We start from the raw sequence: 14042 nt of genomic DNA on the forward strand, positions 1-14042 counted from the left end.
CACTGAACGCCTTCGAGATCACCTTCGACGGCCGACTCTCCATCGGCCGCCGCTAACTTAACCCAACCGAGTTACACCGTTGGCTGGACACACCCTCGTAGCCATGTTTCGAGTGGCTGCTTTGACGGTGGTGGCGGCTAGGGTCCGTGTGCCGGTCCCGGTTCGAAAGAGATGCCTTGATGGTTCGTGTCACGCCGCCTCGTCGGGTGGATATCGCTGCGGTCTTCCCTGAGCTGGTGTCGTTGGCGCGCCAGACGGTGCGCCTGCACCCGCGCCGGGGAGAGCCGACCGTCCACGACAGCTCGGTCGGCGGCCCGTTGCTGTGGCCGGCCGGTGAGCCGTGGCCGGTTTGCGTGGGCCCGCACCCGGAGGAGAGCGAGGGCGACCTGCCGGTGTCGCTGGCCGACGTCCGGCTACGCCGGGAGCTCTACAAGAAGGGCTGGGCCGGGCCCCATCCCGACGACCGGGAGCGGGCGGCGTTGGACGCGACGTACGAGGGGCATCCGTGGACCCGGACGCCGAACGCCTTGCTGCCGGTGGCCCAGCTCTACGCGCGCGACATCCCCGCGCTGCCGTGCCCCGAGGGTCAGGACCTGCTGCAGGTGCTGTGGTGCCCGCTGAACCACGAACCGTCGTGGATGCCTGAGGCCAGGGTGGTGTGGCGCTCCTCCGCGGGGGTCGCGGCGCTGCTGACCGACCCTCCGCTGCCCGCTGACGTGTCGCATCACGGCGATTACGTGCCCGAGCCGTGCGTCCTGCACCCCGAGGTGGTGACGGAGTACCCGTCCCCCTTCGAGTTGGAGAGGGCTTTGGCACAGCGCATCGGGGACTGGTGCGAGCGGGAGTTCACCGGCACCGATCCGAGGTACCTGTACGCCGAGGAGTTCCGTGCCTACTACCAGTACGAGCTGTCGGTCGCCCCTGGGTGGAAGGTCGGCGGCTGGGGGCCGTGGAGCTTCCGCGATCCGTCGGTGATTCGGTGCACCGCTTGCGAATCCGTCATGATGCCGCTGCTGACGATCGATTCCGGCGTTCTGGACGGCAGTGGCTGGGACCCCGTCGAGGACCGAGACGCGAACGGCGACATCGGCATCCAGATCGGGCGGAGCTACAACATGCAGCTCTACTACTGCCCGCTCTCCTTCGAGCACCCATGCCGGGAAGTCATGCAGTAACGGCCGCTCGCCGTGAGCATCGGGCCCCGCCGCTCGTCCGACGGTTCGGAGTCGTGGTTGGGGGCGAGGCGGGCCGTCTCGGGTCAGGCCGGACGCCACGTCGCCGACGAGCGCTTGTGTGACGGACACGAGCTCAGCTTCGGCGGCCGGCCCAGGCTGGTGGGTTCCCGCAGTGGCATGCTGCCTGGCGTGATCGACACTCCCGGTTCCGACGCCCTGGGCGGGACGTGCTCGTTCGCGACCGCGCGCGTGCCGGCTGAGTTCCCCGCGGTCGAGGTCGAAGGCGTGCCCGGCGTCGAGCACGCCAAGGGCAGCGGCCGTACCCTGTGCGGGATCCGCGGTCGGTACCTAAAGCTCTTCCTGCACCACGTCCAGCCGCGGGCTCTGGCCTCGTGCCGCAAGTGCCGGGCGCTGGCCGAGGGGGGCGCCGTCCCGGCCATGCGGGCAGGAACGCCTGCACAACCTGATCCTCCAGGAGGCCGACGACGGGCCGCTGCGCACGGACCTGCTCGCCGCGCTGCGCCGGCGCGCGCGGATCGCGATCTGGATCACCGGCCCGGCGAAAGACCTCGCCCGTTTCCACTCGCGGATCGACCGGATGACGGAGGAGGCCGGCCTGGCCGCCGAGGCGCTCGCGGCGGCCGGTGCCTTCATCACGCTGGCCCGCGTCGAGGACGCCGACCGGCAGTACCTCGTCGTCCTGCCGCCCGACGGCCGCGCCCGCATCGCGCGTGGGTCGGTGGACGCCAGGTGTGGCGGGTCGGTGATCGGCTGAGCGGTGTTGTTTCCGGGCTGGGGGTTGATGGGTTGGTTGAGAAGGTCCGGGCTGTGGTGGGGTCGATTCTGCGGGGGTGTTGCCGGCTGGGTAGCGGTGTGGTTTGACCTGCGTGTTTTGGTGCTTGGCTGAGAATTTGCGGGTCGCGTGAGAAGTGGTGGGGATTTCCGCTGTCTGGTTGATAGCCCTGTATGTGCTGGGTAGGCCCTGGGCTGGCTTGTGGGTTAGTGGGCTGCGGGAGCTGCTGCCGGCCTACGGCTACCGGCTGCGCTGCTTCGACCGGCTCCCGGTGCCCGGCGAACCGGACGCGATCACCGCCGACCTGGGGGACGCCGAGGCGCTGGCGGCGGCCACGCGCGGCGTCGACGCCGTGGTGCACCTGGCGGGCATCCCGGGCGAGGCCCCGTTCGCCGACATCCTGGCCGCCAACATCGACGGCACCCACCGGCTCTACGAGGCCGCCAGGGCGGCGGGCGTGCGGCGGATCGTCCACGCCAGCAGCAACCACGCGGTGGGCTTCACCGAACGGCCCGCCGACGGCGCCACCGTGCCGGTGGACACCCCGCAGCGGCCCGACACCTACTACGGCCTCTCCAAGTGTTTCGGCGAGAACCTCGCCTCGCTGTACGCCGACCGGCACGGGACCGAGACGGTCTCGCTGCGGATCGGCTCCTTCGCGGACGAGCCGCACAGCATCCGGATGCTCGCCACCTGGCTCAGCCCGGGCGACTGCGCCCGCCTGGTGCACGCCGCGCTCACCGGGCCGGTGGCCGGGCACGTCGTGGCCTACGGCATCTCCGCCAACACCCGGGCCTGGTGGGATCTCGCCTCCGCCCGGGCGCTCGGCTACCGGCCGCAGGACGACGCCGAGGCCTTCGCCGCCGACCTGATCGCGAAACACGGCGAACTTCCCCCCGACGAACCGGAGTTCCACTACCTCGGCGGCCACTTCACCCAGACCGGTCCCTGACGGCCGGCCCCCTGACCGGCGTGCTCGGGGGAGGGGAGTGTATGGGCAGGTCAGCGCCCATGGGCAACCGGGTGTGCCCAAACGACACCTCTTCCTCGCGATGACCGAGGAAGAGGTGGTCAGAGTGCCGCGCCGATCGTCAGCGGAGGCGACCGTGACACGAGACCGATGCGAGTGCTCCTTGCCAGAGGCCCACCCTGTGCCTGGGCCTTGCCGATCCGACGTAGCGCCCGGTGTGCCCGGGCGCCCATCCACTTCCCCCCGGGCTCCGGGTGCCGTCACGGCGACGAGGAAGCCGGCATGGACATCGACGGAGGCCAGGGCGGAGGTGGATCCGGCCACGAGGGTGAGGGCCCCGTGGACGCCGCCGTCCGACCCACCGTCCCCCGACGGCAGTGCCCCGCCCGGGGCAGGGGCCGGCGCGAGCTCTACATCGGCGGGGTGCTGGCAACCCCGGCGCAGCGCCATCGTCGGGACCCGGCCGCCCTCGACCAGGCCGGGGGCCGCTCGACGGGCTGGGGCTTGACCTGGCGGTGTTGCCCGAACCGGTTCGTCCGCTCCCGAGCCGGCCTTACTGGGCGGGATTCCAGCCGGGGAGGGTCGGCAGCACCGCTTCGGCGACTCGGCGCAGGTCGGCGTCCTCCGGCGTGTGGTTGTCCTGTCGGAAGACGGCGAACTGGTAGGCCGGGCCGCCGGGGTCCTTGGGGTCGGTGGCGACGATCAGGTTGCGTGTGACCGGGCCCGGCTGGTCGTGCTTTCCGATGATCACCATCGCGTGGTTCGAGTAGGTGACCGCGGGGTGGCCGAGAACGGTGGCCCGTTCGGTGTGGAACTGCTGGCTGCCGGTCATCGTCCAGACCGACGACTGGCTGTCCGTGACGGCGACGACGCTGCGCTCCAGGCGTACCTCCGCCACCGCGACCCCGTCCGAGAAGAAGCCGGGTCCTGCGCTCGATACGTGGTCGCCCGGTGTGCCGAGCAGGGCCGGCAGGTCAGGGCGGTTGAGCGCGGCGCACAGGTCCAGATACTTCGGCGGGTCCGTGGGCCCGGGGCGGCCGCAGGCCTTCGGCCCCCGCTCCGGCTCGAACACGCCCGCCCCCCACAGCCCGGTCATGACCACGGCGACCAGTGCCGCCACGGCCCCCACCTTGATGCCCGTCCGGTCCTTGACCTGCTCGGCGCTCTTCTCACCGTCCTGCTCGACGACGACCTCGGTTTCCACCCCTGAACCCTCTCCATACGAAACTCGACCATGATCGTAGCGGTCGTGTACGGCCCGCTGCCTGCGGGTTTCCTCGGCTGGGACCGGGCTGGAGCGGGCGCCAGAGGTTCCGCGGCAAGTCCCGGGCGGCGAATGAACCAGCTTCGTCGGGATCCGCCTCGATGAGGGTGAGTTCGCCGTGCCGGACGCCGGCGCGGGCGGTCGGCCGTCGGATCGTGGTGCGGGTGGACAGCGTCCACCTAGCGGTGAGGGACTGACCACGTGGCCGCGTCCCGAGGCCGGTACCCGCTACCCACGCCCTGGTCGGAGGCTCCTGCGAGCGGAGATTCGCGCACCAAGCGCCCGAGCACGTATTGGCTGAGCGGAGCACCTGTCAAAGGGCCTGCGGCGAGTGAAACGTGACCGAACTGCAATAGCCGAGTCGAACAATGTCTATCGCCATATATGTCCAGATTGGGAACGTCCTCCAGTCTCTCTTGCGCGCCTCGAAGCCAAGGGTTTTGACGGCGGGTCACGGGATTGTCAGTGGTGCGATGCATGCTTTGACGTGCGCTGATGGTGATAGATAGCGTCCGCTTGTCTGTTCATTGCCAGCCCGGGGGGCGTTGGTGTCTCCCAGCATGCCCCTTTTTCTGTTGTGAGTTTCTGTGCGTATGGTCCGTAGATTGGCCTGGCCGCTTGGTGCAGTACTGGCGGCACCTTTGGTGGCCGGTTCGATACCGGTGGCGGCGGCCGCGGCTGAGGCCGCGGCTCCGGTGGCTGTGGAGGATTTCTCCTACCCGGACGCCGCGAAGATCCTCGCCGAGCGGAGCACCTGAAGGAGGGCACGCCCGCGAATCGTGCAATTATCCAAAGTGCGATCCGGCCTGAGAATCTTCGCGCGGTAATCAAACTTTCCAATGACGGCGGCACGCTGGAGAGGTACCTTCGTACACTCCCGGACGGTACTCAGGCCTGGGTGGAAGTGAGAAACGGGACCACGATTACCAACGGCGGACTGAACTCGACCCCTCGATAGGAGACCACCATGAGTGAATATTCGATGAATGAGCGCGAGGCATTTGAGGTAATGTCGAAATTTCTCTGGCAATTTGCCAATCGTGCAGGAGGTGACTTGCTCACCCTCTTGGGAGATGTATCACTGGAGGCCGACGGGATGCCCGCCGATCCAGCCGCATGGACGGACTGGATGGAATGTGTCCGGGCAACCATGGGGCGATGACCCGATAATGAGGGCCCCAGTCGACAGCCTTTGACGTAGTCATCGGGTCCTAACCTTTTGGGGTGTCACCTGAGATCTTCCGGCACTCCCGATCCCGCATAGCGGCCCGCCAGCTCGGCTGGCGGGCCGCTTCTGCTTGTTCTGGGCAGGTGTTCCCGAGGCGGGTGTCGCCTTCGTCGACGCGCGCGGCCGGGCCAGGGCGACGATCACGGCCAACACCTCCGGCCGTGGCCGGCAGAGCCTCACGTCCGAGTACGAGATCATGCGCGGTGACCTGCTGCGCATCCTGCACGACGCCACCAGGGACGACACCGAGTACGTCTTCGGCGTGAGCGTGGACGGCTTCGAACAGGACGGACGGAAGGTCACCGCGCACTTCTCCGACGGCTCCTGCGGCGACTTCGACCTCCTGGTCGGCGCCGACGGGCAGGGATCGCGCATCCGCCGGGCGATCCTCCCCGCGGACCGCGACCCGTACCGGCGGATCGGCATCCACACGGCCTACTGGTTCATCCCGCGCACGGCCTCCGACAGCAACGTCCGGGACACCTACCTGGCCCCGGGCGGCCGCCTGGTCATGCGCCGCAGCCACCATCCGACCGAGACCCAGGTGTACTTCATGCTGCGCGAGGAGTCCGAGGAGGCCTCGGCGACCCACCGGCAACCCGTCGAGCGCCAGAGGGAGTTCTGGGCCGGCAGGTTCCGCGGCGCGGGCTGGCAGACCGAGCGCTTCGTCGACGGCATGCCGACCAGCCCCTTCTTCCACTCCCAGGAGGCCGTCCAGGTCCGGACCGACACCTGGTCCAAGGGCCGCGTCGTCCTCGCCGGCGACGCCGCCCACTGCGCCTCCCCGTACAGCGGCATGGGCATCTCCGGCGCCCTGGTCGGCGCCCACGTCCTGGCCGGCGAGATCAACCGGCACCCCGGCGACCTGCCCACCGCCCTGGCGAACTACGACCGCGTGCTGCGACCCTTCGTCGACCGGATCCAGAGCCGGGTGAACCCGCGTCTCCTGCGCCTGGGCATGCCGACGACCCGGCGCGCGATCGACGCCTTCCAGGCCGCCACCGCCCTGGCCTGCTTCCTGCGCGTCCCCGAACTCGCCGCCCGCTTCTCGAAGGAGGACCGCGGCGGAAGCTGGCAGCTCCCCGAGGACCCGGCACCGACCGGCGCCGCCTGACACCGGCCGGCACCACGTCCGTCACCTGGCGACGACCATGGACCCGCCGCGCCCCGCCGCGCACCCCACCGCGCGCCGGCGGGTGCCGGCCGGTGGATCCGTGCGGGGGATTACCCCCGGTGATGACGGCGGTGCTCCCCAGTGCGCGGCGGGCCCTGCCCACACGAAGATCAACTCATCGAACGCCGAGGTCATCGGCGTCCCGTCGAGTTGAGGTGGTCGAGACGATGGCAGACGACAAGAGGATCGCACGGCGTGGACTCCTGGCGGCGGTGGTCGCCGCGGCGGTGCTCGTCCCGGTGGCGGCGGTCGCCGCGCCGGTGTCCCCGGGCGGCACGGGCACGGGAACCGCCACGGGCGCGGCGGCGCAACGCTCCGGCGTGGTGAGCGCGTTGGAGAGCGTCGCCCGGCCGCTGCGGACGACCGAACCCGGCGGCGGCAACGCCGACCTGCGCGCCATGGGCTCGATGATCGGCGACGCCGAGGTCGTCGGCCTCGGCGAGGCCACCCACGGCTCGCACGAGTTCTTCGCGATGAAGCAGCGGCTGTTCCGCTACCTCGTCGAGGAGAAGGGCTTCACCACCTTCGCCCTGGAGACGAGCTGGAGCAGCGGCCTGCAGATCGACGAGTACGTCCAGGGCGGTCCGGGCGACGCGCGGCAGATCGTCAAGGAGGCCCTGGGCGGCAGTCCGTGGGACCGCGAGGAGTTCGCCGACCTGATCGCCTGGATGCGCGCCCACAACCGGAGCCACCCGCGGAACCCGGTCCACTTCGTGGGCGACGACCTCGGCCTCCCCAGGCTCGGCGACCGGATGTTCGAACGGGTCACGTCCTACGTGCGCGGCGCCCGCCCCGACCTCCTCCCGCAGCTCGAAGGGCTCTACAAGGACCTGAGGCCGTTCGACGACACCTTCGCCTACCTGCGCAAGCCGGCCGCCGAGCGCCGCGACGACGCCGCCAAGGCCCAGCAGGCGCTCGACCTCGTCATCGCCAGCGGCGCCGGCGCCCCCGACGACGACGCCCACGCCTGGGCCGTGCAGCACGCCCGGAACATCGCCCAGACCTTCGCCTTCACCACCCTGGACATCACCGACCCGGCCTCGGTGGCCGCCTCGGAACAGCTGCGCGACCGCGCGATGGCGGACAACACCGCCTGGTGGCAGCGCCGCACCGGCGGCAAGGTCCTGCTGTCGGCCCACAACGGACACGTCGGCTACCTGGCCACCGACACCTTCCTGTACCCCAAGCCGCAGGGCTCCCACCTGCGCGACACCTACGGCCGCGACTACGTGGCCATCGGCTTCACCTTCGACAGCGGCTCCTTCCTCACCAACGGCGCTGTCCTGACCGATGACTGGAAGACCGTCACCGTCCCGGCGGCCACGCCGGACATGAACGAGTACACCCTCGACCAGGTCCGCCACCGGGACTACTACGTCGACCTGCGCACCGCGCCCCGGGCGGCCCGCGACTGGCTGGCCGTCAGCCGCCCCAGCTACGACGCGGGCTCGATCTACGTCAGCGACCCGATGCCGCGCCTCGCGATCGGCCAGGCCTACGACATCCTCATCCACCTCAACCAGGTCACCCAGGCCCGCAAGTTCTGACCCCGCGCCCTCCCCTCCCGGCCCGGACACGGGGCGGGGGAGGGGCATCCGCCTTCGCGAGGAACCGACACCGGCCCCGCTCCGAACGGATCCCGGAGCGGGGCGGCACTGCGCGGCGCCGCACGGACTGCTCTCGTAGGACGGCCGCGCTCCCGCACCCGACGGGGCGGGCGATCTCCTCGACGGGGAGGTCTGTGCTCTGCCCGACTTCGTCGGGGGCCCGGACCGCCCGCGCCGAGAGGAACTCCTGGCCTGCTGCCCCCGCCGCCTGCCGCCCCTACCGCCCCAACCGCGCCTACCGGTCGTCGACCGGTGCCGGTGAGGAGGTGACGCCGACCCACCCCTGGTCGGCGTCGACGACGGCCAGCGGCGCGACGGAGGTGCCGCCCGCGGTCCCGAAAGCGGCACAGGTCGGGACGGCGGTGTCGACCTCCACCAGGGGGTTGCGCACGTTGGTGTCGAGCTTGTCGAACAACAGGAGCGTGCCGCCGAGGCCCTGAGCCGGCACGCCCGAGGTGACGGTCACGTCGTGGTGCCAGGCCCAAACACCCCAGGTGACGGTGGTGGCCACGTCGGCGCTCCGGCCGGTGGGCGTCGACAGCAGGGCGTACACCTGCCCCCGGTAGGACTGCGTGAACTGGTACACCCAGTGGGTGCGGACCTCGCATCCGGAACCGGCGGACGGCCAGGGCAGCGGGGAGGGCGGGGGCACGACCACGACGGAGGGCATCGGGGCCGGCGTGTCCGCGGCGGCCGCAGCGGCGGGGCCGGGTGCCGTAGCCGCATCCTGGCCGGCCGACCAGCCGGCGGACCAGCCGACCGCCCAACCGGCCGTCAGACCCGCGGCCAGCGCGGCGAGCGCCCGGAAACGGGCCGGAACCCACCGCCGGCGCCCACCCGCCCCCAGTACCGGGCCGGTCGGGACAGCAGGCCCGACCGGCCCGTCCACCCGCGCCACGGCCCCGCCCCCGGACGGTACCGAGGACGGCGCGGACACGGGCGCGTCCCGCGCAACCTCCTCCTGGACCCGCTCCCACCGCTCCCGCCACAAGGCCGGCTCACTCTGCCCACAGGCCCGCACGAACGCCTCGACCGTCGGCCAGGTGGGCAGCTCCACCCCGCCGGCCGCCTCCGAGAGCACCGACACGGAACGATGAACCCGCCGGCTCATCGTGGCGAAGGTGGGGTTCCCGGCCGACTGTCGCAACTCGCGCAACTGGGCGGCGAACCCGGCCACCGGTCCGGCCGACGGGTCCAACGCACGTTGTTTGCGGCCCACTTCCGTTCCTCCCTCTGGTCAGAGCCACGGGATTGTTTGTCCGTACTCTGACGCACCGGGTGCCTGCGGCGGCGGCGTTCTCCGGGATTGATTGTCCGGACCCGACCGGTGCTGACCGGCGGCGAAGCAGTCCTTCACTGTGGGTGGCGCGCAGCCGGGCCGGGCGCCCGCTGCGGCCATCACCCACCGGAAGGTCAAGGAACACGCCGATGCGACGAACCCTCACCGCCCTGTCCACCGTTCTGCTCGCCCTGGCCGGGGCCCTCGCCCTGCCCGCCACCGCACAGGCCGACCCGATGAACCCGCAGCCCTACGCGTACGGCTTCCTCGCGGCGCTCGCCCGACCGGCCAGCGGGGGCCCCGACGGCACCTACTACTGCATGGACGAGTACCGGCAGGTCAACGGCGACGGCCGCCCGGTCCTGCTGCGCCCGTGCGACGGTTCCTGGAACCAGTTCTGGTTCGTCTCCCCGGACGGCCTGATCCACAGCACCAACGACGGCCGGTGTCTGTGGGGCCACTTCCCGGACAGCCCGTCCGACAACCCGGGCGCCCAGGCGGTGGGCTGCAACGCGAACGACGCGAACCAGCGCTGGACGTTCAACACCGACCGCAGCGTGTGCAACGCCGGCGGCGCCTGCCTGACCTACGTCGGCAACCCCGGCCCGCGCTCCTCCTACGGCCTGTGGACCCTGGGCCGCAACGCGAGCGCGGGCATCACCCAGGAATTCGACTGGCACCACTCCGACAGCGACCGCCCGGTCTTCCCCAACATCTAGACGACGCACGGGGCGTCGCGACCGCGGGGCCGGGGCGCCCGCCACAGGGTGCCCCGCCTTCCGTGGCGCCCGCGCCGACCACTGCCACGCGGGCGCCACCGTCGGGGAGGCGGGACGGACCGGCCGTGTTCCCGGGACTGCCCGAGGGCTTCACCAGGCCATCGCGCCGTGCCGGTCACGGAAGGTCCCGGTCGGCCCGTCCGTTCCGAGGGTGGCGAGTTCGACGATCGCGTCGGTCCCCTCGGTCACCGTCTGCGGGCCGCTGTGACCGTTGAAGTCGGTCGCCGTGTAGCCCGGGTCGGCCGCGTTCACCTTCACGTCCGGCCAGGACTTCGCGTACTGCGTGGTCAGCATGGTCACCGCGGCCTTCGACGCCGTATAGAGCGGCGCGACGAACCGGCCCTCGACACGCTCGGTGTCATGGGTGGCCGCGAAGGAGCCCATGCCGCTCGACACGTTGACGATGACCGGGTTCGCGGACATCCGCAGGAGGGGCAGGAACGCGTGGGTGACGCGGACGATCCCCACGACATTGACCTCGAACACCGCGCTGGCGTCCGCGGCCGTGATCTGGTCGGCGGCGTTGGAGGTGCCGAGGATTCCCGCGTTGTTGATCAGGACGTCGATGCTTCCCTCGTGAGCCCTGACGTCGGCGACGGCCGCGGCCACGGACGCGTCGTCGGTCACGTCGATCTGCACGAACCGGGCACCGAGCGCGTCGGCGGCCGCCCGGCCGCGCCGGGGATCGCGCGCACCGACGATGACGGTGTGGCCCGCTTCGACCAGTCGGCGGGCGGTCTCGTACCCGAGGGACTTGTTGGCACCTGTGATGAATGTGGTCGTCATGCGTCCACTCTCGGCCGACGGCGGGAGGAGAGCCAGTGCCCTCCGCGACAGTAGGACTGCCGGTACCAGGCACAGGGGCCGGCCGGCGGACACAATGGCCGGGTGGACGAGACACTTGGCACGGCACTGCGCCGCTGGCGCGACCGCCTTTCTCCCGTGGACATCGGGCGGACCGCGCGGCCCGGACGGCGCGCGGCGGGGCTGCGGCGCGAGGAGCTGGCCGAGCTCGCCGGGCTCTCGGTCGACTACGTGGTGCGCCTGGAACAGGGGCGCGCCACGAACCCTTCGGCGCAGGTCGTCGCAAGCCTGGCCAGGGCCCTGCAGTTGGAACCCGAGGAGCGCGATCACGCCTACCGGCTGGCCGGCCTCCTGCCCCCGCACGAGGGGACGATCTCCACGCACGTCCCGGCGGGGGTCCAGCGGATGCTGGCCCGCCTCGGGGAGTTCCCCGTGGGGGTGTTCAGCGCCGACTGGACCCTGCTGTCCTGGACTCCCGCATGGGCGGCGCTGTTGGGCGACCCCAGCGGACGGACGCACACCGAGCGGAACCTGGTGCGGGCGGTCTTCGCGTCGGGGCCCGGAAGGCTCGCCGCCTGGCCCGTGCAGCAGGACGGCGACACCCTGCGCTCCGCCCTCGTCGCCGATCTGCGTGCGGCCCTGGTCACGTATCCCCACAGCCGTGGACTGGTCGACCTCGTGGAGGAACTGCGTTCCACCAGTGCGGAGTTCGCCCGCCTGTGGGACGAGGGCGCGGTCGGTCGGCACATCTCGGCCCGCAAGACCGTCGTGCACCCCCAGGTCGGCGACGTGACGTGCGACTGCGACGTGCTCACCGTCCCGGGCAGCGACGTCCGTCTCGTCGTCTACACCGTGGCCGCGGGTTCCGCCGACGCGGAGAAGCTGGAGTTCCTGCGGGTCACGAGCGGCGTTCGCGTCGGCGGCTCCCCGCCTCCGGGGCCCGGACTGATCTCGGCACCGTGACGACCGGACCGATCGGACGAAGCCGAGCGGTAGGCGAGCCGCCCGGCCCGCACCCGGTGCGGCCTGAAAAGATTTCCCTCCGCCGCGTCGATCGGCGGCCGCGCCGTTCGACCTAGGACTGAGAGGGTCGAGGAGACGACCCCTGACCAAGGAGATGGACGATGGCGAAGTACATGCTGATCATGCGGGGCACGGACGAGTCCGTCGCGAAGATGATGACCACGCCGTTCGAGGAGATGCTGGAGACGGTCGGCCGCTTCAACGAGGAGCTGATCCGGGCGGGGGTCCTCGTCGCCGCGGAAGGACTCGACGACCCCTCCCAGGGCGTGGTCGTCGACTACAGCGGCGAGACCCCCGTCGTCACCGACGGCCCGTACGGCGAGACCAAGGAGCTCTTTGGCGGCTTCTACCTGATCGACGTCGCCTCGAAGGAGGAAGCGGTCGAGTGGGCCAAGCGCCTCCCGGCCGTCGCCGGCTCCAAGTGCGAGGTGCGCCGCGTCCCGGGCATCGACGAGTTCCCGCAGGACAACGAGTGGATCGTCAAGGAGCGGGCGTGGCGCGAGCGGACCGGCCAGCTGTGACGACCCCGGCCCCCGCCGGCCCGCCGAGCCCCGAGTCGGCTCGGCGGGCCGTCGAGGCCGTCTGGCGGATCGAGTCCGCGCGGATCGTCGCCGCCCTGGCCCGCTACACCGGGGACTTCGCGCTCGCCGAGGACGTCGCCCAGGAGGCGCTGGCCGAGGCACTCGTCTCCTGGTCGGCAAACGGTGCGCCGGCCAGCCCGGTGGGCTGGCTCCTCGCGACCGCCCGGCGGCGGGCCATCGACGCCTTCCGCCGCGGATCGGCACTCGAGGAACGGTACGCCCTGCTCGCAGGGCCACTGGCCGAGGGCGAGTTCAGCTCCGGCGCGCAGACCGCACCCGGCCGGCCGGACGACCCGCCCTGGGACCCCGACCGCGTCGACGACGACGTCCTCGCCCTCATGTTCACCGCCTGCCACCCGGTGCTCTCGCCCGAGGCCCGGGTGGCCCTCACGCTCCGCGTGGTGGGCGGCCTGTCCAGCGAGGAGATCGCCCGCGCGTTCCTCCTGCCCACCCCGACCGTCCAGGCCAGGATCACCCGCGCGAAGAAGACGATCGCCGCCGCCCACGTGCCGTTCGAACTCCCGCCGCCCGAGGAACGACCGGCACGCCTCGGCGCGGTCCTCAGCGTCCTGTACGTGATCTTCACCGAAGGCTCCACGGCGACCGCCGGAGACCACCTGCTGCGCCCGGACCTCGCGTACGAGGCCGTGCGGTTGGCCCGGACGCTGGCCGCCCTGCTGCCGGGCGAGCCGGAGGTGCACGGCCAGCTCGCGCTGTTCGAGCTCACCGCCGCGCGCTTCCCGGCGCGCACCGGGCCCGACGGCGAGGCGGTACTGCTGGAGGACCAGGACCGCCGCCGGTGGGACCGCTCCGCCATCCGTCGCGGCCTGGCCGTGCTCGGCCGGGCCTCCACCCTGGGGCGGGGCCTCGGACCGTACGGTCTGCAGGCGGCCATCGCCGCGTGCCACGCGACGGCGCCCTCGGTGCAGGAGACCGACTGGGAACGCATCGTCCTCCTGTACGAGGCGCTCGGCCGCGTGGCCCCGTCACCCGTCGTCGAGCTCAACCGGGCCGTGGCCGTCGCGATGGCGAGCGGACCGGACGAGGCACTGTCCCTGGTCGACGACCTGCTCGCCTCCGGCCGTCTGGCAGGCTCGCACCTGCTCCCGAGCGTGCGCGGCGAGCTGCTGGTCCGCCTCGGCCGCACCACCGAGGCCCGGGCCGAACTGGAACTCGCCGCCCGCCTGTGCCGCAACGCCCGCGAGCGGGCGGTGCTGCTGCGCAAGGCGGCCGCCCTGCACTGACGCCCGTCCGAGCCGTGCAGCCGCCCCGCTCGCGCACCGGCCGGTCAGCCGGGCGACCGACGCCGCGGCGGCCGCCCTGGGGCCAACTCAGCCGGCGTCAGGCGAGGCGCTCAGGACGGCC

13 protein-coding genes and 2 pseudogenes are annotated in these 14042 nt (G+C 71.7%); 10 read left to right on the forward strand and 5 right to left on the reverse strand.

Going from position 1 to position 14042, the window contains the following annotated elements; translation table 11 throughout:
- The first annotated feature begins 179 nt into the window (after positions 1 to 179).
- The 3 genes from ACIA8Q_RS30570 to ACIA8Q_RS30580 all read left to right on the forward strand — a co-directional run bounded on the left by ACIA8Q_RS30570 (position 180) and on the right by ACIA8Q_RS30580 (position 2920).
- Complete coding sequence (locus tag ACIA8Q_RS30570) at positions 180 to 1175, forward strand: hypothetical protein (protein WP_396318022.1); 996 nt, start codon at positions 180 to 182, stop codon at positions 1173 to 1175.
- A 598-nt stretch (positions 1176 to 1773) separates the two neighbouring features.
- Entirely contained in the window at positions 1774 to 1950 is a 177-nt protein-coding gene (locus ACIA8Q_RS30575; RefSeq protein WP_396318023.1) for a hypothetical protein, read from the forward strand.
- A gap of 217 nt (positions 1951 to 2167) precedes the next feature.
- Positions 2168 to 2920: an NAD-dependent epimerase/dehydratase family protein gene (locus ACIA8Q_RS30580; protein ID WP_396318024.1), complete on the forward strand. Its 753-nt coding sequence runs from the start codon at positions 2168 to 2170 to the stop codon at positions 2918 to 2920.
- 571 nt (positions 2921 to 3491) lie between these two features.
- On the opposite strand, the gene ACIA8Q_RS30585 is transcribed toward ACIA8Q_RS30580, so the two are convergent.
- Positions 3492 to 4142 carry a DUF6215 domain-containing protein gene (locus ACIA8Q_RS30585; protein WP_396318025.1) on the reverse strand — a complete coding sequence of 217 codons (651 nt, stop codon included), beginning with the start codon at positions 4140 to 4142 and terminating at the stop codon, positions 3492 to 3494.
- A 1027-nt stretch (positions 4143 to 5169) separates the two neighbouring features.
- On the opposite strand from ACIA8Q_RS30585, the gene ACIA8Q_RS30590 reads away from it, so the two are divergent.
- From ACIA8Q_RS30590 to ACIA8Q_RS30600, 3 genes are all read left to right on the forward strand, one after another.
- Positions 5170 to 5364, forward strand: coding sequence for a hypothetical protein (locus tag ACIA8Q_RS30590; RefSeq protein WP_396318026.1), 195 nt, complete (start codon positions 5170 to 5172; stop codon positions 5362 to 5364).
- A gap of 136 nt (positions 5365 to 5500) precedes the next feature.
- A complete protein-coding gene (locus ACIA8Q_RS30595) occupies positions 5501 to 6544 on the forward strand; it encodes an FAD-dependent monooxygenase (RefSeq protein ID WP_396318027.1) in 1044 nt (347 codons plus the stop codon).
- Positions 6545 to 6771: 227 nt separating this feature from the next.
- Complete coding sequence (locus ACIA8Q_RS30600) at positions 6772 to 8151, forward strand: erythromycin esterase family protein (protein WP_396318028.1); 1380 nt, start codon at positions 6772 to 6774, stop codon at positions 8149 to 8151.
- Positions 8152 to 8233: 82 nt separating this feature from the next.
- Here the strand turns inward: ACIA8Q_RS30600 and ACIA8Q_RS30605 are convergent.
- The 3 genes and pseudogenes from ACIA8Q_RS30605 to ACIA8Q_RS30615 all read right to left on the reverse strand — a co-directional run.
- Positions 8234 to 8353, reverse strand: a pseudogene (locus ACIA8Q_RS30605) (AraC family transcriptional regulator); the annotation flags it as partial.
- A gap of 93 nt (positions 8354 to 8446) precedes the next feature.
- On the reverse strand, positions 8447 to 8881 hold the full coding sequence (locus tag ACIA8Q_RS30610) for a hypothetical protein (protein WP_396318056.1): 435 nt from the start codon (positions 8879 to 8881) through the stop codon (positions 8447 to 8449).
- Between the two features lie 330 nt (positions 8882 to 9211).
- Positions 9212 to 9430 (reverse strand): annotated as a pseudogene (locus ACIA8Q_RS30615) (helix-turn-helix domain-containing protein); the annotation flags it as partial.
- Positions 9431 to 9639: 209 nt separating this feature from the next.
- Between ACIA8Q_RS30615 and ACIA8Q_RS30620 the strand changes: the two are divergent.
- Positions 9640 to 10209, forward strand: a complete 570-nt coding sequence (locus ACIA8Q_RS30620; protein WP_387903243.1) for a ricin-type beta-trefoil lectin domain protein — start codon at positions 9640 to 9642, stop codon at positions 10207 to 10209.
- Positions 10210 to 10359: 150 nt separating this feature from the next.
- Here the strand turns inward: ACIA8Q_RS30620 and ACIA8Q_RS30625 are convergent, their stop codons facing one another.
- Entirely contained in the window at positions 10360 to 11055 is a 696-nt protein-coding gene (locus tag ACIA8Q_RS30625) for an SDR family NAD(P)-dependent oxidoreductase (RefSeq protein WP_360213453.1), read from the reverse strand.
- A 102-nt stretch (positions 11056 to 11157) separates the two neighbouring features.
- On the opposite strand from ACIA8Q_RS30625, the gene ACIA8Q_RS30630 reads away from it, so the two are divergent.
- The 3 genes from ACIA8Q_RS30630 (at position 11158) to ACIA8Q_RS30640 (ending at position 13921) form a co-directional block, all read left to right on the forward strand.
- Positions 11158 to 12036: a helix-turn-helix transcriptional regulator gene (locus tag ACIA8Q_RS30630; RefSeq protein ID WP_360213451.1), complete on the forward strand. Its 879-nt coding sequence runs from the start codon at positions 11158 to 11160 to the stop codon at positions 12034 to 12036.
- Positions 12037 to 12197: 161 nt separating this feature from the next.
- On the forward strand, positions 12198 to 12617 hold the full coding sequence (locus tag ACIA8Q_RS30635; RefSeq protein WP_360213449.1) for a YciI family protein: 420 nt from the start codon (positions 12198 to 12200) through the stop codon (positions 12615 to 12617).
- Positions 12590 to 13921, forward strand: a complete 1332-nt coding sequence (locus ACIA8Q_RS30640; RefSeq protein ID WP_396318029.1) for an RNA polymerase sigma factor — start codon at positions 12590 to 12592, stop codon at positions 13919 to 13921. The genes ACIA8Q_RS30635 and ACIA8Q_RS30640 overlap by 28 nt, the downstream gene beginning before the upstream one ends.
- Positions 13922 to 14042 lie beyond the last annotated feature (121 nt).

Source organism: Kitasatospora sp. NPDC051705, assembly GCF_044453265.1.
Classification (GTDB): domain Bacteria; phylum Actinomycetota; class Actinomycetes; order Streptomycetales; family Streptomycetaceae; genus Kitasatospora.